At 69.9% G+C, this 18,271-nt stretch carries 18 protein-coding genes; 8 read left to right on the forward strand and 10 right to left on the reverse strand.

Annotated elements, in window-relative coordinates:
- The first annotated feature begins 85 nt into the window (after positions 1-85).
- On the forward strand, positions 86-718 hold the full coding sequence (locus ACQZ13_RS19150; RefSeq protein WP_431047152.1) for a LysE family translocator: 633 nt from the start codon (positions 86-88) through the stop codon (positions 716-718).
- Between the two features lie 10 nt (positions 719-728).
- On the opposite strand, the gene ACQZ13_RS19155 is transcribed toward ACQZ13_RS19150, so the two are convergent.
- The 9 genes from ACQZ13_RS19155 to ACQZ13_RS19195 form a co-directional block, all read right to left on the reverse strand.
- On the reverse strand, positions 729-1,505 hold the full coding sequence (locus ACQZ13_RS19155) for an ABC transporter ATP-binding protein (RefSeq protein ID WP_431047154.1): 777 nt from the start codon (positions 1,503-1,505) through the stop codon (positions 729-731).
- A complete protein-coding gene (locus tag ACQZ13_RS19160; RefSeq protein WP_431047156.1) occupies positions 1,502-2,392 on the reverse strand; it encodes an ABC transporter permease in 891 nt (296 codons plus the stop codon). Before ACQZ13_RS19160 ends, ACQZ13_RS19155 begins: the two co-directional genes overlap by 4 nt.
- Before the next feature lie 12 nt (positions 2,393-2,404).
- The gene (locus ACQZ13_RS19165) at positions 2,405-3,421 is read right to left on the reverse strand and encodes an aliphatic sulfonate ABC transporter substrate-binding protein (protein WP_431047158.1); all 1,017 of its coding nucleotides are present in this window, start codon (positions 3,419-3,421) and stop codon (positions 2,405-2,407) included.
- On the reverse strand, positions 3,418-4,911 hold the full coding sequence (locus ACQZ13_RS19170) for an LLM class flavin-dependent oxidoreductase (RefSeq protein ID WP_431053294.1): 1,494 nt from the start codon (positions 4,909-4,911) through the stop codon (positions 3,418-3,420). The genes ACQZ13_RS19165 and ACQZ13_RS19170 overlap by 4 nt, the downstream gene beginning before the upstream one ends.
- Before the next feature lie 44 nt (positions 4,912-4,955).
- Positions 4,956-5,777, reverse strand: a complete 822-nt coding sequence (locus ACQZ13_RS19175) for a MetQ/NlpA family ABC transporter substrate-binding protein (RefSeq protein ID WP_431047160.1) — start codon at positions 5,775-5,777, stop codon at positions 4,956-4,958.
- 88 nt (positions 5,778-5,865) lie between these two features.
- Positions 5,866-6,540: a methionine ABC transporter permease gene (locus ACQZ13_RS19180; protein ID WP_431047162.1), complete on the reverse strand. Its 675-nt coding sequence runs from the start codon at positions 6,538-6,540 to the stop codon at positions 5,866-5,868.
- Complete coding sequence (locus ACQZ13_RS19185) at positions 6,533-7,450, reverse strand: methionine ABC transporter ATP-binding protein (protein ID WP_431047164.1); 918 nt, start codon at positions 7,448-7,450, stop codon at positions 6,533-6,535. The genes ACQZ13_RS19180 and ACQZ13_RS19185 overlap by 8 nt, the downstream gene beginning before the upstream one ends.
- Positions 7,451-7,463: 13 nt before the next feature.
- The gene (locus ACQZ13_RS19190) at positions 7,464-8,762 is read right to left on the reverse strand and encodes an acyl-CoA dehydrogenase family protein (protein WP_431047166.1); all 1,299 of its coding nucleotides are present in this window, start codon (positions 8,760-8,762) and stop codon (positions 7,464-7,466) included.
- 142 nt (positions 8,763-8,904) lie between these two features.
- Positions 8,905-9,123, reverse strand: coding sequence for a hypothetical protein (locus ACQZ13_RS19195; RefSeq protein WP_431047168.1), 219 nt, complete (start codon positions 9,121-9,123; stop codon positions 8,905-8,907).
- 167 nt (positions 9,124-9,290) lie between these two features.
- Here ACQZ13_RS19195 and ACQZ13_RS19200 point away from each other — a divergent pair, with 167 nt between their 5' ends.
- From ACQZ13_RS19200 to ACQZ13_RS19230, 7 genes are all read left to right on the forward strand, one after another.
- Entirely contained in the window at positions 9,291-9,995 is a 705-nt protein-coding gene (locus tag ACQZ13_RS19200; protein WP_431047170.1) for a response regulator transcription factor, read from the forward strand.
- A 14-nt stretch (positions 9,996-10,009) separates the two neighbouring features.
- A complete protein-coding gene (locus ACQZ13_RS19205) occupies positions 10,010-11,530 on the forward strand; it encodes a sensor histidine kinase (protein WP_431047172.1) in 1,521 nt (506 codons plus the stop codon).
- Between the two features lie 287 nt (positions 11,531-11,817).
- Entirely contained in the window at positions 11,818-13,017 is a 1,200-nt protein-coding gene (locus tag ACQZ13_RS19210) for a maltoporin (protein ID WP_088408278.1), read from the forward strand.
- A gap of 129 nt (positions 13,018-13,146) precedes the next feature.
- Positions 13,147-14,400, forward strand: a complete 1,254-nt coding sequence (locus tag ACQZ13_RS19215) for an ABC transporter substrate-binding protein (RefSeq protein ID WP_431047175.1) — start codon at positions 13,147-13,149, stop codon at positions 14,398-14,400.
- 151 nt (positions 14,401-14,551) lie between these two features.
- Positions 14,552-15,430, forward strand: a complete 879-nt coding sequence (locus ACQZ13_RS19220; RefSeq protein WP_431047177.1) for a carbohydrate ABC transporter permease — start codon at positions 14,552-14,554, stop codon at positions 15,428-15,430.
- Positions 15,431-15,446: 16 nt separating this feature from the next.
- On the forward strand, positions 15,447-16,346 hold the full coding sequence (locus ACQZ13_RS19225) for a carbohydrate ABC transporter permease (protein WP_431047179.1): 900 nt from the start codon (positions 15,447-15,449) through the stop codon (positions 16,344-16,346).
- 12 nt (positions 16,347-16,358) lie between these two features.
- On the forward strand, positions 16,359-17,438 hold the full coding sequence (locus ACQZ13_RS19230; RefSeq protein ID WP_431047181.1) for an ABC transporter ATP-binding protein: 1,080 nt from the start codon (positions 16,359-16,361) through the stop codon (positions 17,436-17,438).
- Here the strand turns inward: ACQZ13_RS19230 and ACQZ13_RS19235 are convergent.
- Positions 17,353-18,222 carry a hypothetical protein gene (locus ACQZ13_RS19235; RefSeq protein ID WP_431047183.1) on the reverse strand — a complete coding sequence of 290 codons (870 nt, stop codon included), beginning with the start codon at positions 18,220-18,222 and terminating at the stop codon, positions 17,353-17,355. The two genes, ACQZ13_RS19230 and ACQZ13_RS19235, sit on opposite strands and share 86 nt — an antisense overlap.
- Between the last annotated feature and the right edge of the window lie 49 nt (positions 18,223-18,271).

Raw genomic sequence — 18,271 nt, forward strand, 5'->3', positions numbered from 1 at the left:
TCACTTCGCAATGCATCCGGGAGCCAGCCTCGATAAAGTGCCAGGCGTTGCTCAACTACCCGGCGAACCGGCTCACGGTCAGGTCATGGCGAATCTCGGAGTTTTCATCGGCGCGCTGGTCGCCGTCTACCTGGTCCCCGGTCCGGACATGGTCCTGGTGCTGCAGACCGCGAGCACGCAGGGCCGCCGCAAAGCACTGGCGACCGCAGTCGGCCTGGGGCTCGCGCGCGCCGCCCACGTCACCCTGGCCGCCGTCGGTCTGGCGGCGCTGCTCAAGGCGGTGCCCTGGGCCTTCGAGGTCGTGCGGATCATCGGCGTGGTCTACCTGGTGTGGCTCGGCCTCAAGATCGCGCGGGCGCCCAGCCTGGCGCCGGACATGAACTCCGACACGGGCGCCGCCTCGTCCGGCGCCTATCGCGCCGCGATGTGGCGAGGCCTCCTGACCAACATCACTAACCCCAAGGCGCTGCTCTTCTGCTCGGTGCTGCTGCCGCAGTTCGTGGATGCCGGCGCCGGACACGTCGGGGCGCAATTCCTGCTGCTGGGCATCGTGCTGGTGGCGCTCGGCCTCGCGTTCGACATCCTCTATGCCTTCGCGGGCGGCGCCATGCGCCAGTGGATGCAGCGGCGACCCTTCGCGGAAACGCTGCAGCGCTGGACCTTCGCCGCGATGCTCATCGGCTTCGGCGCGCGACTGGCGCTCGTGGCGCGGCCGTAGAAGCGTCGCCTCAGGAGAGGCGTTCGAGCTCTCTCAGCACCTCGCCGCGCAGGTCGGCCACGGCCGCGCTGCCGCGGCCGCGCGGATGCACCAGCGGCACCTCGATGCGCCGCACGATGCGGCCCGGCGCCGCGCCCAGCACCAGCACGCGGTCGGCCAGCAGCACCGCCTCCTCCACGTCGTGCGTGACGAGGATCAGGCTGGTGCCATGTCTTGCCGCGACCTCGCGCACGAGGTCCTGCAGCCGCATGCGGGTGAAGGCGTCCAGCGCGGAGAACGGCTCGTCGAGCAGCAGCACGCGCGGCCGCGTGTAGAGCGCCCGCGCGATCGCGGCGCGCTGCGCCTGCCCGCCGGAGAGCTGGCGCGGCAACGCTTCGCCGAGTTCGCTCAGGCCGACCTCGCGCAGCAGCGTCTCCACCCAGGCTTCATCGCGGCCCTGGCCGAGGTCGAAGCCGACGTTCTCCGCCACCGTGAGCCACGGGAACAGCCGCGGCTCCTGGAACACGACGCCGATGTCGCGGTCCGGGCCTCGCCGCGCGCGACCTGCCAGCCGCACCTCGCCGTCGAAGTCGGGATCCAGTCCGGCGGCGATGCGCAGCAGCGTGCTCTTGCCGCAGCCGCTCGCACCGACCAGGCCGAGCACCTCGCCCGCCTTCAGGTCGAAGTGGACGTCCTGCAGGACGGGGGGTGGTCCGCCGCCATCGGCTGGGGCGGCATGGGCGACGCTGGCGGTGGCGTTGCGCCCTGAGAAGCGCTTGGCGCGCACGGACACGGTCAACAGGCTCATGCGTGGCCTCCGAAGCTGTCGCGCCAGTGCAGCGCGCGTTGTTCGACCGCGGCCATCAGGCTGTCGGTCAGTTTGCCCAGCAGCGCCAGCAGCACGATGGCCGCCATCACCAGGTCGGCGCGGCCGGTCTCGCGGCCGTCGGTCAGCAGGTAGCCCAGGCCGCGGCTCGCGGCGATCAGCTCCGCCGCGACCATGAACATCCACGCCAGGCTCAGTCCATTGCGCAGGCCCGTGAGCAGCGCCGGCAGCGCGGCGGGCAGCAGCACGCGGCGCGCCAGCGCCACGCGGCCGAGCCCGCGCAGCCGCGCGACCTCCACCAGCTTGCGGTCCACGTCGCGGAAGCCCGAGGACACGCCCATGTAGACGGGGAAGAAGGCGCCGATCGCGATCAGCGCGATCTTGGAGGCCTCGTCGATGCCGAGCCAGAGCAGCAGCAGCGGCACCCACGCGAGCGACGGAATCGCGCGCAGCGCCTGGAAGCTCGGCGTGAGCACGGCCGCCGCCAGGCCCGACAGGCCGACCAGCGCGCCGAGGAGCACCGCCAGCACGGCGCCCAACGCGAAACCTCCCGCCACGCGCAAGGTGCTCGCGAGGACATGCTGCGTCAGCTGGCCGTCGCGCAGCATCTGCGCGAGCGCCGCGGCGACGTCGCTCGGCGCAGGCAGCAGATTCGGCGCGATCCATCCGAATCGCACGGCGGCTTCCGCCAACGCGAGCACCACCACCGGGGGCAACGCGCCGAGCAGCCACGTCGGCCACTCCCACGCGGTCTTCGATGGTGTCGATCGATCCGTCGTCGCCGGTTGCTCCGGCAGAACCGGCCCGAGCGACGAGACGGCGCGTGCGATGAGGTCGGGATCGGCGCTCACGGCTCTGGTCTCGCTCATGGCATCGCGGGGTCAGGCCTTGATCAGGCCGTTGGCGAAGCGCGTGTCGACCAGTTCCGCGATCGTGCGGTTCAGGTCGACGCCGGGCTTCACCAGCTGCTCCGCGGCCAGGATGGGCGCCGCGGCCTGCAGCGCCTTCACGTGCTCGTCCGAGGGCTGCGGATGCGAGAAGTCGCTGCGCAACTTCACCTGCAGCAGGGCCACCGGCAGGCTGACCTTGGCCTCCTCGGACAGGATCTTGGCGGCGTCCGAGGGATTCGCCAGCGTCCACGCACGCGCCCGCTCGTAGGCCGCGATCACGCGTTTCACCGTCTGCGGGTTGCGGTTCAGGAACTCCTCGCGGACGTTCAGGAACCCGTAGGTGTTGAACCCGACGTTGCGGTACAGCAGCTTCGATCCGGCGTCGAGCTCGCTCGCCGCCATCAGCGGATCGAGCCCGGCCCACGCGTCGACGCGGCCCTGCTCCAATGCCGTGCGTCCGTCGGCGTGCTGCAACGCGACGTGCTCGATGTCGCCGCGCTTCAGGCCCACCGTGTGCAGCGCGCGCAGCAGGAAGAGATAGGGATCGGTGCCCTTGGTCGCCGCGATCTTCTTGCCCTTCAGGTCCGCAAGCGATCGGATGCCGGAGTCCGGACGCACGACCAGCGCGGTCCACTCCGGGCGCGAGAAGATATAGGGCGCTCGGATCGGATTGCCGTTCGCTCGCGCCAGCAACGCGGCCAGCCCGGCGGTGGAGCCGATGTCGATGCTGCCGGCGTTGAGGTACTCCAGCGCACGATTGCTGCCGGGGCTCAGCACCCAGCGCACCGACGTGCCGTCCTTGGCGAGGTCCTCCTCCAGCCAGCCGAAACGGCGCAGCACCAGACTGGTCGGCGAGTAGTAGGCGTAGTCGAGCTTCAGCTCCTTCGGCGCCGCGGCGCCCTGCGCACGCAGCGGGCCGGCGGCCAGCCCGGCCGCGAGGCCGGCGCCGAGGACGAGCGCATCGCGACGTGTCGGGTTGTTGTTCTTCGAATCGGTCTTGCGGGTCATGCGACGGGCTCCGTCAGGGGAATGTTCAGGGAAGTGAGCGTGGGGCCGCGACCGTCTGCGGTTGCTGCAGGAGGCGTAGCGTCGGCGGCATCGGCAGTCGGGTCGTCGAGTCGGACACGACGTCCCGCGTGCGTCGGCTTGAGGCCATTGCCCTCGCCGAACAGGCGCGCTCGCAGGGTCTTCGGCTCGGCGTCGACATCGGCGCCCTCGCCCGCTTCGGGTCGATAACGACCGCGTCGTCGCAGCTCGGGCACCACGAGATCGACGACGTCGCGGAAGGTCTCGTGCGCCAGCGCGAAGGCGAGGTTGAAGCCGTCCAGGCCGGTGGCGTCCTGCCACGCGATCAACTGGTCCGCGATCTCCGACGGATCGCCGACGAAGACGGGCCCTCGCCCGCCCAGGCCGATGAAGGCGGCCGCTTCGCCCACCGTCCAGCGCCGCGTCGGATCCGCGCTGCTGAACGAGGCCAGCGCCGTGCGCCCCGCCTGGGTGTCGAGGTAGTCGATGGTCGCGTCCAGCGGATACCGGCTGAAGTCGACGCCCGTCCAGCCCGACAGCAAGGCCAGCGCGGCCTCGATGTCGATGTGGGACTTCAGGTCCTCATGCTTCGCGTGGGCCTCGGCACTCGTGGGCGCCGTGATGATCAGCGCCTGGCCGTAGATCAGCACGTCGTCGCGCGCACGGCCCGACTCGGCGACCGCATCGCGCAGGCCGCTCACGTAGCCCTTCACGACGGAGGCGCTGGGACCGCTGACGAAGACGCACTCCGCATGCCGGCCGGCGAAGGCGCGGCCGCGGCTCGACGTGCCGGCCTGGAACAGCACCGGCGTGCGCTGCGGCGACGGCTCGCACAGGTGCACGCCGGGCACGCGGTAGTGCTCGCCGCGATGGTTGATCGCATGGACCTTGGCCGGGTCGGTGAACACGCGGCCCGCCTTGTCGCGCTTGACCGCGCCGTCCTCCCAGCTGAGTTCCCACAGCTTGTAGACGACGTCCAGGTACTCGTCGGCCAGGTCGTAACGCTCGTCGTGCGCGCGCTGCCCCGTCTGACCAAGGTTGCGCGCCGCGCTGTCGAGGTAGCCGGTGACGATATTCCAGCCGATGCGGCCCTTCGTCAGATGGTCCAGCGTCGAGATGCGCCGCGCGAAGCTGTACGGCGGCTCGTAGGTCAGCGCGACCGTCACGCCGAAGCCGAGGTGTTTCGTCACCGACGCCATCAGCGGCACCAGCGCCAGCGGATCGTTGAGCGGCACCTGCACCGCATGGCGCAGCGCAGCGTCGGGCGATCCGCCGTGCACGTCGTAGACGCCCAGCACGTCGGCCAGGAACACGCTGTCGAAGCCGCCGCGTTCCAGCAGCCGCGCCAGCTCGATCCAGTACTCGGGCTCGGTGTAGCGATGCGACTCGTCGCGCGGGTGCGTCCACAGCCCGGGCGACTGGTGACCGACCGTGTTCATCGCGAAGGCGTTGAAACGGATCGGCTTGTCCACCGCGCCCACGGCGCGCCCAGCATCGGGCCGCAGCTCGTTGCCGCTCATTGCAGGAACGCCGGCCGTGCGTAGCCGGGGAACTTCTGCACCAGCACCGCCTTGAACTCCGGCGCGCGGAAGGCGTCCGCCAGCGCCAGGGTCCACGGCGCCTGCTTGTCCTTGCCCTTCACCGCCAGCACCAGCATGTAGTGGTCGGGCGTCTTCTCCAGCAGCAGCGCGTCGGTCAGCTTCAGCCCGCTGGAGATCGCGAAGTTGCCGTTGACGATCGCGTACTCCGCGTCGTCCAGCGTGCGCGGGATCTGCGCGGCCTCGATCGGCTGCAGCTTCAGGTTGAGCGGGTTGGCGGCGATGTCCTTCTCCGTCACGCGGATCGGATCGGCGCCGGGCTTGAGCGTCAGCAGCTTCTGGTCGGCCAGCAGCGCCAGGCCGTGCGCCAGATTGGCCGGATCGTTGGCCAGCGTGATGCGGTCGCCCGGCTTCACGTCGGCCAGGCTCTTGCGCTTCTTCGAATAGATGCCGAACGGCGCCATCGGCCCTTGCACCACGTCCACGATGTCCAGCTTGCGATCCTCGCGGAAGCGGTTCAGGTAGGTGATGTGCTGGAAGAAGTTGGCGTCCAGCGCGCCCTGCGCCAACGCGATGTTGGGCTGCACGTAGTCGTTGAACTCGACCAGCTTGACCGTGTAGCCGCGCTTCTCCAGCAGCGGCTTGATGCCCTGGCGCAGCACCTCGATGTTGGAGCCGGCAGTCGCGCCGATGGTGATCTCCTTCCTGTCCTGCGCCTGGACGACGGGCGCGAAGAGGACGGCGGCAGAGGCGGAAGCGGTGAGCGCGAGGGCCAGCAGCGTGCGGCGGGCGAATGTCATCGGGGAGTCCTTGGAGGTCCGGGAGGAAGAGGAGAACAACGGGCGGAAATGAACAACAGGCGGACGGGAGGAAAGGTGCGCGCGGCGCTCAGCGCTTGTCGAGCCTCCGCGCCACGCGTTGCCCGGTGAACTGGATCAGCTGCACCAGCACGACGAGGATCGCGACCGTCAGCACCATGACGTCGGTCTGGAAGCGGTAGTAGCCGTAGCGGATCGCGAGGTCGCCGATGCCGCCGCCGCCGACCACGCCGGCCACCGCCGAGTACGACAGGAAGCTGATCGCCAGCACCGTCAGCGCGCCCACCAGGCCGGCGCGCGCCTCGCGCACCAGCACGCGCAGCACGATCTGCGTCTCGGAGGCGCCCATCGCGTGCGCGGCCTCGATGACGCCGCGCGGCACCTCGCGCAGGCACTGCTCGACCAGGCGCGCGAAGTACGGGATCGCCGCGAAGGACAGCGGCACCGCCGCGGCCAGCGGGCCGATCGAGGTGCCCGCGATCACGCGCGTGATCGGCACCAGCGCGACCAGCAGGATGATGAAGGGGAAGCTGCGCACGGTGTTCACCACCGCGTTGACCAGACGGTGCAGCAGCCCGGCGCCGCGGTAGCCCGACAGCGACTGGCCCGGGCTCAGCAGGAACAGCAGCACGCCCAGCGGACCGCCGAACAGCACCGCGGCGCCCAGGCCGATGGCGAGCATCAGGCCGGTCTGGCCGAGCGCGATCCAGATCTCGGGCAGCAGCGCGACGAGGTTCTCAAGCATGGCGGACCTCCCGGCGTCCGATGGACGCGATGACCTCGGACGTCGCCAGCGCCGAGGCGTCCAGCGCGGCGAGGTTCGCGGCCTGGCGCTGCAGGCGCGCCAGCGCCAGACCCAGCGGCGAGGTCGCCACCCGCGTCGCATCGACGACGTCGAACTGCTCGACCAGCCGGCCGTCCGCGATCACCGCGGCGCGGCGGCACAGCGCCTGCACGACTTCGAGCTCATGCGTGACGATCACGAGGGTGACGCCCAGCCGCGCGTTGATGTCGGCCAGCGTGGCGAGCAGCTCGCGCGTGGTCTCGGCGTCGAGTGCGGACGTCGGTTCGTCACACAGCAGCACGTCGGGCTGCGGCGCCAGCGCCCGCGCGATCGCGACGCGCTGCTTCTGTCCGCCGCTGAGCTGCGCCGGGTACTGGTCGGCCTTGTCGGTCAGTCCGACCAGCGCCAGGCATTCGGCGACGCGGTCGGCGATCTCGCGGCGCGAGCGCCCCGCATGCAGCTGCAGCGGGAAGGCGACGTTCTCCGCCGCGGTCGCGTTCTGCAGCAGGTTGAACTGCTGGAAGATCATCCCCAGCCGCTGCCGTTCGCGGCGGAGTTCCGCCGGCTTCAGCGCAGTCAGTTCGCGGCCGGCCACATGCACCCGGCCCGCGTCGGGGCGCTCCAGCAGGTTGATCAGCCGCAGCAGCGTGGACTTGCCCGCGCCGCTCTTGCCGATGAGGCCGCGGATCTCGCCGGGACGCACGGACAGGCTCACGTCGCGCACGGCGTCGAAACGCCGCCCGTCGGGCAGCGCGAAGGACTTCGACACGCCGTCGAGGCGGATCAGCGGATCGCTCTTCTGATCGCTCCTCCCGATGCGCTCTGGATGACGCTTCCGGTCGTCGTTCGGATCGTTCTTCGGGTCGCTCATGGCACCTCCTCGATCAGGAATACGCCGTCGGATCGGGGATCCGGCCGTCGAGGAAGAAGCGGCCCAGGTCGCGCAGCTTGTAGTCGACCGGGTCGTGCAGCGTGTGCACCCGCGCGTTGCGCCAGAAGCGGTCCAGGCCGAACTCGGCCGACGTGCTGCGCGCGCCGGTCAGCTCGAACAACTGGCTCGAGACCTCCACGCCGGCGCGGTGGGCGAGCACCTTGGCCTCGGCGCCCGCGAGCGCGACCTCGCCGCGCTCCTGTGCGGTCAGCGCGTCGCCAAGCGCCAGCGCGCGCCGCAGCAGGTCGACCGCATCGGCGGCGACGGCCTGCGCCGCCCTCACCTTCAGCCACAGGTCGCCGTAGCGGTGCTGCACCAGCGGGTCGTCGACCGCGCGCGCCACGCCCGAGGCCGACCAGGCCCGGCCGCGCGTGGCCGTGTAGCGGCGCGCCTCGTCGAAGGCGCCCTCGCCGATGCCGAGGTACAGGTGGGTCATGATCAGCTGAGCGATCTGCGAGCGCAGCGTCGCGCGCGGCGTCGGGCTCTGGCCCGGCACCTGCAGCAGCTCGTCGTCGTCCAGCCGCACCGCGTCGAAGCGCACCGTGCCGCTGTCCGTCTGGCGCTGGCCGAAGGCGTCCCAGTCCTGCTCGACGTGCACGCCCTCGCGCCGCGTCGGCACGATGCCGATCAGGAAACCGCCGTCGCCCGTCGTCGCCGACACCGTCAGCCGGTCCGAGCCCAGTGCGCCGGAGCAGAAGCTCTTCACGCCGTCCAGGCGCCAGCCGGCGCCCTCGCGTTCATCACGGACGGCGGTCAGCCGCGTGTCGGCGGGATTGAGCGCATTGCCCCAGAACAGGCGCTGCTCGGCCGTCTCACGCAGATGGCGCGCGCCGTGCGCCGTCGCCGCGGGGCCGCCATACAACGACACGCCGAACAGCTGCAGATGGTGGAAGGCCAGCACGTGGGCCAGCGCGCTGTCGACGCGCGCCACGCGGCGCACGACCTGGAAGAACTCGGGGAGGCCGCCGCCCAGGCCGCCGTGCGCCTCGGGAATCGTCAGCGCGAGCAGGCCGCTGGCGCGGATCAGTTCGCGCTGCTCGGCGGCGTGGCCGCCCTCGCGGTCGCGCTGCACGGCCGTGGCGGCGAGTTGCTCGACGAGGCGGTCAACGCCTGACCCCAGCAGCTCGGCCAACGAGGACGCCGCCGGACCGACATCACCGGCATCGCCGACGGGGCCGGCACGGCCGACAGGCGTAGCGTCGGGAGAAGTCGGGGAAGCGTCGTCAAGACGCTGCAGCACGGGAGCGGTCATCGGCGGGGAGGAACTCGGAGGCGGCTATGCGCGATGACGCCGAGTGTTCCTGTCCGCCCGCGCGGACCGAAGCGAGAAATTCGTCTGTGCTTATGCGCTCAACCGGCGCTCAACCGGCGCTCAGCCCGCGCTCAACCGGCGCTCAGCCGGTGCTCAGCCAGGTGCAGGCGTTCTTGGCGGCCTGCGCGTTGCTCTGGATGCCGACTTCCTGCGCGAGCAGCGTCCGCATGCGATGCGCGCATTGCTCGATGTGGCGCTTGTCGGGATGCCACGGCCCGGCCGCGTCGCCGCTGCTCTGCAGGTTCGCGTTCTTGGTGTAGACGACGCGCCAGAGCGTCTGTTTGAGGTCGCTGGCATTCATGGGGCGCAGTATTCCGAAGCCCCCGGGCCCCGCGCGAGAGGGCATCGTCGTCACCGCGTGTCAGGCGTTGCCCTACATCGGGGCCTCCCGTGCTGGAGTGACGCCCTGAAGTTGACCCGGGCTTGCCCCAAGCCAGTGCGCGCGGCCGGGCTGTTAATCTTCCATTCATGAACCTGCTGCTCGCCGAAGACGACGCGATCCTGGCTGACGCCCTGTGCGAACAGATGCGTGCCAGCGGCTTCTCCGTGGAGCATGCGCCCAACGGTGCGGTGGCCCAGTACCTGCTCGCCAAGCAGCAATTCGACGTGGTGGTGCTGGATCTCGGCTTGCCGATGGTGGGCGGCATCGAGGTGCTGAGACAGCTGCGCCAGACCGATGCCTCCTTGCCGGTGCTGATCCTGACGGCGCTGGACAGCCTGGAGGACCGCGTCGCCGGGCTCAACGCCGGCGCGGACGACTACCTCACCAAGCCTTTCGACTTCCCCGAGCTGGAGGCCCGGCTGCGCGCCCTGCTCCGTCGCAGCCGCGCCTTGAAGGCGAGCACCGAGCTGGGTCAGCTCAGCATGCAGCGCGAGACCCGCAGCGCGCAGGTGCGCGGCGAGATGCTGGAGCTCAGCCCGCGCGAGTTCGACCTGCTCGACCTGCTGCTGACGCACCAGGGTCGCGTGATCACGAAGGAGCAGATCAACCAGGCCTGGTCGGGCGACCGCCACGGGGCCGGCGCCGGCGCGGCCGGCAGCGCCGACGGCGGCGCCGCCACCAACGCCGTCGAGGTCTACATCCACCGCCTGCGCCGCAAGCTCGAAGGCTCGCAGGTGGCCATCCGCACCGTGCGCGGGCTGGGCTACCTGCTGGAGCTGGAACGCGCCTGAGCGCGCGCCCGCCGATGGCCCCCGCCCGGTTTTCCCTCAAGCGGCAACTGCTGCTCTGGCTGCTGCTGCCGCAGATCGTGCTGTGGCTCGCGGGCGCGGTCTTCAGCTACCGCCTCGCGGGGAGATATGCCAACGAAGCCGTCGACGCCACGCTGCTGCAGGCCACGCGCTCGCTCGCGCGCCAGGTCAAGCCCATGGGCAACGGCCTGCTGATCGACTTCCCGCGCGCCGCGCAGGACGTGCTCGAGGCCGACCCCAGCGACAAGCTGCTCTACACGGTCAGTTCGCCGCCGGGCAAGTTCATCCTCGGCAACCGCAACCTGCCCAGTCCGCCCGCGCAGCCCGCCAGCCCGCCGCTGGGCCAGGCGCAGTTCTACGACGGCGAGATCGACGCCGAGGAGGCGCGCACCGCCTCGCCGGTGCGCGTCGCCGCGCTCTACCTGCAGTTCGGGGAGAACCCCAAGGCCCAGCAGACCATGCTGGTGCAGGTCGCGCGCTCCAGCGCCAACCGCGAGCTGCTCGCGCGCCGGCTGCTGATCGACACGATGCTGCCGCTGTCCCTGCTCATCGTGCTGATGAGCATGATCGTGTGGGCCGGCGTCGGCGCGGGCCTGGCGCCGATCGCGCGGCTGCGACGCCTGGTCGAAGGCCGCAAGCCCAACGACCTGCGCCCCATCGAGCTCGACGCCGCGCCGCAGGAACTGCGCTCGCTCGCGCAGGCGATCAACGACCTGCTCGAAGCCGTGCGGCACAACGTGCAGGGCCAGCGCCGCTTCATCAGCGACGCCGCACACCAGCTCCGCACGCCGCTGGCGGGCCTGAAGAGCCAGAGCGAACTCGCGCTGGCCGAAGCGCCGCCCGGGCCCCTCACGATGCGGCTGGCCCGCGTGCACGAGAGCGCCACGCGCAGCGCCCACCTGGTCAACCAGTTGCTGGCGCTCGCGCGCACCGAGCCGGAGTCGCTGACGCGCCAGACGCCGGTGCGCTTCGACCTCGGCCGACTGGCCCGCGAGGTCACCGCGGAGCTGGTGCCGCGCGCGCTCCAGCAGAACGTGGATCTGGGTTATGACGGCCCCGACTGCGATCCGGACTGCGCGTCCGCGTCGCAGCTCGAGGAGCCCATCACCGAACCCGGCGAACCCCGCGCGCCCGGCCTCGCCGATGAACAGGAGGACAGCCCCGTCGAGATCACCGGCATCCCGCTGCTGCTGCGCGAGGCGCTGGTCAACCTGGTCGACAACGCCCTGCGCTACGCAGGCCGCGGCGCCCGCGTGACCGTGCAGGTGCAGCTGCACACGGAAGGCGGCACCGACCGGGCCGAACTCGTCGTCACCGACAACGGCCCCGGCATCCCTGAAGACCTGCGGGAGCAGGTCTTCGAGCGCTTCTTCCGCGCCACCCACGAGGGCAACGGCTGCGGCCTCGGCCTGGCGATCGTCAAGGAGATCGTCGAGCGCCACGGCGGTCGCATCGCGCTCTCCGCGGCCCGGCCGCGCGGGCTGCGCGTGTCCATGAGCCTGCCCCTGGCCGCCTGAGCCCTCCCCGCGTCCGTCCTCGCACGACCGTCTTCGCAGGCCCAGCCACCGCGCCTGCTCCCTCGAACCTGCGCGCAGGGCGCCCGTCCTGACGCACCAAGACCGTTCCGATGACACGCCCTGCGCCCGGAAGCGGCTCCCTTCATGCACCAGAACGCTAGTGGTAAGCACCAATATAGTTTCATTAATGAATTATTAAAGTTCAGCCCGCATGCAAGAAAGATAAACGTCCGATTAACGGCGGCACGCCCGGAGCACCGTCGATCGGAGACAACCGGAGACTGAACATGACCCGTACCTCGCGTCTGCGCACCACCACGCTCTCGTCGCTCGCGACCGCCGCCGGCCTGCTGATGGCCGCCGGCTCCGCCCACGCCCTGGACTACACCGGCTACTTCCGCGCCGGCCCCGGCGGCACCACCAAGGGCGGCGCCAGCCGCGCCTGCTACGCCCTGCAGGGCGGCACGGCCGGCATGAAGTACCGCCTCGGCAACGAGTGCGACATCTACGGCGAGTTCCAGCTCGCCCAGGGCTTCAAGAAGGACGGCATCGACTACAAGGTCGTGCTGATGACGGACTACTACAACCCGCATTCGGACGCCGACGACACCAAGCAGCTGCGCCTGGCGCAGATGTACGCCGAGGCCAAGGGCTTCGACTTCGCCCCCGAGGCCACCGTCTGGGCCGGCAAGGAACGCGGCCGTCGCGGCGACGTCCACATCGTCGACACCTACTTCACCGAGATGGCCGGCATCGGCGCCGGCTTCAAGGGCCTCAACGTCGGCCCGGGCAAGCTCGGCGTCGCGTACTACACCAACGACAAGGACAACAACCAGCGTCCGGCCCACCGCGGCAACGTCGAGTACGTGGACATCAACTCCAACACCGACGGCACGCTGGCCTTCTTCGGCACCGCCACCAAGTCGCAGTTCGCCGGCGGCACCAACGGCTGGGGCCTGACCGCCAAGCACGTCCAGGCCAAGCTGTTCGGCTCCGACTTCAACAACGTGCTGTGGGTGCAGTACGCCCAGGGCTCCACCGGCCTGAACTCCAACTTCGGCAACCAGACCGACACCTCCGCGGCCAAGAAGTTCCGCGTCGTCGAATCGGTGAACTTCCAGCAGGGCGCGTGGGGCGGCATGGGCATGCTGCTGTGGGCCAACGAGAAGGACAACGCCGGCAAGGCCACGGTGTCCACCTCCGTCGGCGGTCGCCTGTCCTACGGCGTGACCCGCAACTTCAAGCTGCTGGGCGAAGCCGGCGTGTCGCAGTACAAGCCCGACGGCGGCCAGCGCGCCCGCCTGACCAAGGTGACCTTCGCCCCCACGCTGTCCACCGGCCCGGCGCTGATGGACCGACCCGAGTTCCGCCTCTACGTCACCCACGCCAAGTGGAACAAGGCCGCGGGCAACATCACCGGCGTGGACGGCTACGCCGGCGAAACCTCGGGCACCAGCTTCGGTGCCCAGGTCGAAGTCTGGTTCTGACGCCTGAACCCGGTCGGAAGAGGTCCGGGAGCGCCGGTCGCCCCGCCTCATCCGACATCCCATGACAACATCGCAGACGACGGTCGACGCAAGTCCCGACCCTTTTCCCGCAGAGATGGAGACAACCGAATGATGAAGCTCAAGCAACTGTCCCAGGCCGCCGCGCTGTGCGCGCTGATGGCCGCCGGCGCGGCCCAGGCCGGCGAGGTCGAGGTCCTGCACTGGTGGACCAGCGGCGGCGAGGCCAAGGCCGCCACCGCGCTGAAGGCCACGCTGCAGAAGCAGGGCCACACCTGGAAGGACTTCGCGGTCGCCGGCGGCGGCGGCGACTCCGCCATGACGGTGCTGAAGTCGCGCGTGGTCTCGGGCAACGCCCCGGCCGCCGCGCAGATCAAGGGCCCGTCCCTGCAGGAATGGGCCGCCGAAGGCGTGCTGACCAACGTCGACGCCGTCGCCAAGGCCGGCAAGTGGGACGAGGTGATCCCGCCCGTGGTCGCCAACATCATGAAGTACCAGGGCCACTACATCGCCGCGCCGGTCAACGTGCACCGCGTGAACTGGCTGTGGGTCAATCCTGAAGCGCTGAAGAAGGCGAACGCCAAGCTGCCCACGACCTGGGACGAGTTCTTCGTCACCGCCGAGGCGCTGAAGAAGGCCGGCCTGATCCCCGTGGCGCACGGCGGCCAGAACTGGCAGGACTTCACCACCTTCGAGGCGGTCGCCCTGGGCGTGGGCGGCACCGACTTCTACAAGAAGGCGCTGGTGCAGCTGGACCCGGCCACGCTGACCGGCCCGCAGATGGAGAAGGTGCTGACGACCTTCAAGCGCATCAAGGACTACACCGACAAGAACGCGTCGGGCCGCGACTGGAACCTGGCCACCGCGATGGTGATCAAGGGCGAGGCCGGCATGCAGATCATGGGCGACTGGGCCAAGGGCGAGTGGGTCGCCGCGGGCAAGACGCCGGGCAAGGACGTGCTGTGCGTCGCCGCCCCGGGCACGCAGAAGGCTTTCACCTTCAACATCGACTCCTTCGCGCTGTTCAAGCTGAAGAACGCCGCCAACGAGAAGGCCCAGCAGGACCTGGCCACCGCGATCATGTCGCCGGACTTCCAGGAACTGTTCAACCTGAACAAGGGCTCGATCCCGGTGCGCACCGGCATGAAGATGGACAAGTTCGACGACTGCGCCAAGCAGTCCGCCGCGGACTTCGCCGCCGACGCCAAGACCGGCACCCTGGTGCCCTCCATCGCCCACGGCATGGCGGTCCCCGCCGCGGCCGAAGGCGCGATGAAGGACGTCGTGAGCCAGTTCTGGAACAGCGACAAGATGACGGCCAAGGAGGCGCAGACGAAACTGGCGTCGGCCGCCAAGACGAAGTAAGCGTCACCGGCGTCGCCCGTGTCGTCGACCTGGTCGGCGGCGCGGGCGACGCCGACCCCGAGGGGGCGGCTCCGCCGCACCGGCCGGACCGCCCCCGCTCCGTTGTCCCGACGCGCCGTCCGCGGCGCGTTCCTCAGGTCCGCTCCTCCGCATGTCCGCTTCCCGAGCCCCCCGCAGTCCCTGGCTTCCCAAGCTGGTGGTCGCGCCGACCTTCCTCGTCTCCTTCCTGTTCATCTACGGCCTGATGGCGTGGAACGGCTACCTGTCGCTGTCCGCGTCGCGGCTGCTGCCGAACTACGAGTTCGTCGGCCTGGACCAGTACCGCGCGCTGTTCGACAACGAGCGCTGGTGGCTGGCGCTGACCAACCTCGGCATCTTCGGCGGGCTGTTCATCGGCGGCGCGATGGCCGTGGGCCTGCTGCTGGCCATCCTGCTGGACCAGAAGATCCGCGGCGAAGGCGTGCTGCGCACGGTGTACCTGTACCCGATGGCGCTGTCCTTCATCGTGACGGGCACGGCGTGGAAGTGGATCCTCAACCCGGGTCTGGGCATCGAGCACCTGATGCAGCAGTGGGGCTTCGAGAACTTCAGCTTCGGCTGGCTGGTCGATCCGGACATGGCGATCTACTGCGTGGTCATCGCCGGCGTGTGGCAGTCCGCGGGCTTCGTGATGGCGCTGTTCCTGGCGGGACTGCGCGGCATCGACGATTCGATCATCAAGGCCGCGCAGGTCGACGGCGCCTCGCTGCCGCGGATCTACTGGCGCATCATCATCCCGACGCTGCGGCCGGTGTTCTTCTCGACGCTGATGGTCGTGGCGCACATCGCCATCAAGAGCTTCGACCTCGTGATGGCGCTGACCGCGGGCGGCCCCGGCTACGCCACCGACCTGCCGGCGACCTTCATGTACACGATGGCGTTCTCGCGCGGCCAGATCGGCCTGGGCGCGGCCAGCGCCACGGTGATGCTGGCCACGATCGCCGCCATCGTCGTTCCCTACCTCTATTCCGAGCTCCGCTCGAAGCAGTAACCGCGAGCGCCGCGACATGAGTACCCTCACCTCCCCTTCCGGTCCTCCCTCCTCGGGGGGATCCCGCAGCCTCACCGTGCAGCGCCTGCTGCTGTGGGCCGTGCTGCTGGTCTTCGCCTTCTTCTTCCTGCTGCCGCTGTACGTGATGGTCAGCACCTCGCTCAAGAGCATGGACGAGGTGCGCAACGGCACGCTGCTGTCGGTGCCGATGGCGCCGTCGCTGGCGGCCTGGTCCAAGGCCTGGACCAGCGCCTGCACCGGCACCGACTGCGGCGGATTGAAGCCCTTCTTCATGAACTCGGTGCTGATGGTGGTGCCGGCGGTGCTGATCTCCACCGCGCTGGGCGCGATCAACGGCTACGTGCTGACCAAGTGGCGCTTCCGCGGCAGCGAACTGCTGTTCGGGTTGCTGCTCTTCGGCGTGTTCATGCCGATGCAGGTCGTGCTGCTGCCGATGAGCCAGGTGCTGGGCACGCTGGGCATCGCCAGCTCGGTGTGGGGCCTGATCCTGGTCCACATCCTGGCCGGCATGCCGTCCACCACGCTGTTCTTCCGCAACTACTACGCCGGCCTGCCCGACGAACTGATCAAGGCCGCGACGCTGGACGGCGCCTCCTTCTTCCAGATCTTCTGGCGCATCGTGGTGCCGCTGTCCACGCCCATCCTGGTCGTGACGCTGATCTGGCAGTTCACCTCGATCTGGAACGACTTCCTGTACGGGGTGGTGTTCTCCGGGGCCGACAGCAAGCCGATCACGGTCGGGCTGAACAACCTGGCCAACACGTCCAGTTCGGTCAAGGAATACAACGTGGACATGGCCGCGGCGCTGATCGCCGCACTGCCGACGCTCGTGGTCTACGTGGTCGCGGGCAAGTATTTCGTGCGCGGGCTGACCGCCGGCGCCGTCAAGGGTTAAGAGGAGTCAAGCATGGGCGCGCTCGCCATTTCTCAAGTCCGCAAGAGCTACGGATCGGCCGACATCCTCAAGGGCATCGACCTGTCGATCGACGCCGGCGAGTTCCTGATCCTGGTCGGCCCGTCGGGCTGCGGCAAGTCGACGCTGCTGGCGATGATCGCCGGCCTGGAGCACCCGACTTCGGGCAGCATCCACATCGGCGACCGGGACGTCACCTACCTGCCGAGCAAGGACCGCGACATCGCGATGGTGTTCCAGAGCTACGCGCTCTATCCGAACATGAACGTCGCGCAGAACATCGCCTTCGGGCTGGAGATGCGCAAGGTGCCGAAGGCGCAGCGCGACACCACGGTGCAGCGCGTCGCGAAGATGCTGCAGATCGACCACCTGCTGGACCGCAAGCCGGGCCAGCTGTCGGGCGGCCAGCGTCAGCGCGTGGCGATGGGGCGCGCGCTGGCGCGCGATCCCAAGCTGTTCCTGTTCGACGAGCCGCTGTCCAACCTGGACGCGAAGCTGCGCATCGAGATGCGCGCCGAGATCAAGCTGCTGCATCAGCGCACCAAGACCACGACGGTCTACGTCACCCACGACCAGGTCGAGGCGATGACGCTGGGCGACCGCATCGCGGTGATGCGCGACGGTCTGGTGCAGCAGTTCGGCACGCCGGAAGAGATCTACACGCGGCCGGCCAACCGCTTCGTGGCCGAGTTCATCGGCTCGCCGACGATGAACTTCGTCAAGGCGGAACGCAACGGCGGCGGCGCGCTGGCGGCGCAAGGCGTGACCCTGCCGGTGAACGCGGCGCAGCAGGCCTCGATCGACGCGGCGGGCGGCGTGCTCTACGGCGTGCGTCCGGAACACATCCGGCTGGCCGAGACCACCGACGGCGGCGCGGGCAGCATGCCCGGCGTGCTGAAGATGAGCGAGCCCACCGGTCCCGAGACCTACCTGCTGGTGGACACGCCCAGCGGCCCGATGACGGCGCGCGTCTCGGGCAATCCCCACCTCAATGTCGGTGACGCGGTTCGCCTGCAATGGGGGGCGGAGTCGGCCCACCTGTTCGACGCGAAGGACGAGCGCCGTCTGGCGTGATGCCGCGGGCGGGGCCGGGAGGCCTCACCCGCAGCCAGATCGTCTGCGCCACGAGCACCACGGCCAGCGCCAGCGCGATCCAGGCGGAGCCGTCGGACCCTGACATCGGCGAGGCGGTCTGCTTCACATACACGCCGATCAGGCCCCAGACCGCGGCGCCGGCATAGCCGAGCGCCGCCGGGCCGGTGCCCGGCGCGTGCAGGCGCGCATTCGCGACCAGCAGCAGCAAGGCGGCCAGCGCCCACAGGACCAGCGTCCAGGGCAACTGGTCCTGCGTCGGCAGCACCTGCGCCGCGACGACGGTCTGGGCGGTGTCCAGGAACGCGGCCAGCGACAACCAGCCCGCATGCAGCGCCAACGGGAAAACGGCGACCCACGACTGCGCGCCGCGAGGCATTGCTCGTGCCACGAGCATCAGCGCCCACAGCAGGCTCGCCAGCGCCGCCCAGATGACGGCCAGCGCCAGCCCGAACCACTGCTGGGAGAACACGATCATCCAGCTGGCGGTCAGCCCGAAGCCGATGACGACCAGCCAGTGGCAGCGGTGGGAATCGCGGTGACCCTCCCGGTCCGGCACCGGCTGGCCGCGCAGCAGCCACACGGCGAAGACCAGGTCGAGCAGGAAGATCACCCCCCAGATCGAGAAGGCGTAGCCGTCGGCGACGAGCAAGGTCGGGAAACGGTCGGAAATGGCGCCGTTGTCCGGGCCGAAGACGCCGCGCTGCGACGCCCAGGCCACGAGAGGCATGGCCAGCGCGCTGAGGATGACGAGGATCTGGAGCATGCCCCATCATGGGCAAGGCGCATTCCGCCTACCGCGAACGCGGGGAATG

The sequence above is a fragment of the Roseateles sp. L2-2 genome (assembly GCF_050613215.1).
Classification (GTDB): domain Bacteria; phylum Pseudomonadota; class Gammaproteobacteria; order Burkholderiales; family Burkholderiaceae_C; genus Roseateles; species Roseateles noduli.

Coding starts and splice junctions, on each gene's coding strand:
- ACQZ13_RS19150 (WP_431047152.1), top strand. CDS start 86: ATGGCGAATCTCGGAGTTTTCATCGGCGCGCTGGTCGCCGTCTACCTG.
- ACQZ13_RS19155 (WP_431047154.1), bottom strand. CDS start 1,505: ATGAGCCTGTTGACCGTGTCCGTGCGCGCCAAGCGCTTCTCAGGGCGC.
- ACQZ13_RS19160 (WP_431047156.1), bottom strand. CDS start 2,392: ATGAGCGAGACCAGAGCCGTGAGCGCCGATCCCGACCTCATCGCACGC.
- ACQZ13_RS19165 (WP_431047158.1), bottom strand. CDS start 3,421: ATGACCCGCAAGACCGATTCGAAGAACAACAACCCGACACGTCGCGAT.
- ACQZ13_RS19175 (WP_431047160.1), bottom strand. CDS start 5,777: ATGACATTCGCCCGCCGCACGCTGCTGGCCCTCGCGCTCACCGCTTCC.
- ACQZ13_RS19180 (WP_431047162.1), bottom strand. CDS start 6,540: ATGCTTGAGAACCTCGTCGCGCTGCTGCCCGAGATCTGGATCGCGCTC.
- ACQZ13_RS19185 (WP_431047164.1), bottom strand. CDS start 7,450: ATGAGCGACCCGAAGAACGATCCGAACGACGACCGGAAGCGTCATCCA.
- ACQZ13_RS19190 (WP_431047166.1), bottom strand. CDS start 8,762: ATGACCGCTCCCGTGCTGCAGCGTCTTGACGACGCTTCCCCGACTTCT.
- ACQZ13_RS19195 (WP_431047168.1), bottom strand. CDS start 9,123: ATGAATGCCAGCGACCTCAAACAGACGCTCTGGCGCGTCGTCTACACC.
- ACQZ13_RS19200 (WP_431047170.1), top strand. CDS start 9,291: ATGAACCTGCTGCTCGCCGAAGACGACGCGATCCTGGCTGACGCCCTG.
- ACQZ13_RS19205 (WP_431047172.1), top strand. CDS start 10,010: ATGGCCCCCGCCCGGTTTTCCCTCAAGCGGCAACTGCTGCTCTGGCTG.
- ACQZ13_RS19210 (WP_088408278.1), top strand. CDS start 11,818: ATGACCCGTACCTCGCGTCTGCGCACCACCACGCTCTCGTCGCTCGCG.
- ACQZ13_RS19215 (WP_431047175.1), top strand. CDS start 13,147: ATGATGAAGCTCAAGCAACTGTCCCAGGCCGCCGCGCTGTGCGCGCTG.
- ACQZ13_RS19220 (WP_431047177.1), top strand. CDS start 14,552: ATGTCCGCTTCCCGAGCCCCCCGCAGTCCCTGGCTTCCCAAGCTGGTG.
- ACQZ13_RS19225 (WP_431047179.1), top strand. CDS start 15,447: ATGAGTACCCTCACCTCCCCTTCCGGTCCTCCCTCCTCGGGGGGATCC.
- ACQZ13_RS19230 (WP_431047181.1), top strand. CDS start 16,359: ATGGGCGCGCTCGCCATTTCTCAAGTCCGCAAGAGCTACGGATCGGCC.
- ACQZ13_RS19235 (WP_431047183.1), bottom strand. CDS start 18,222: ATGCTCCAGATCCTCGTCATCCTCAGCGCGCTGGCCATGCCTCTCGTG.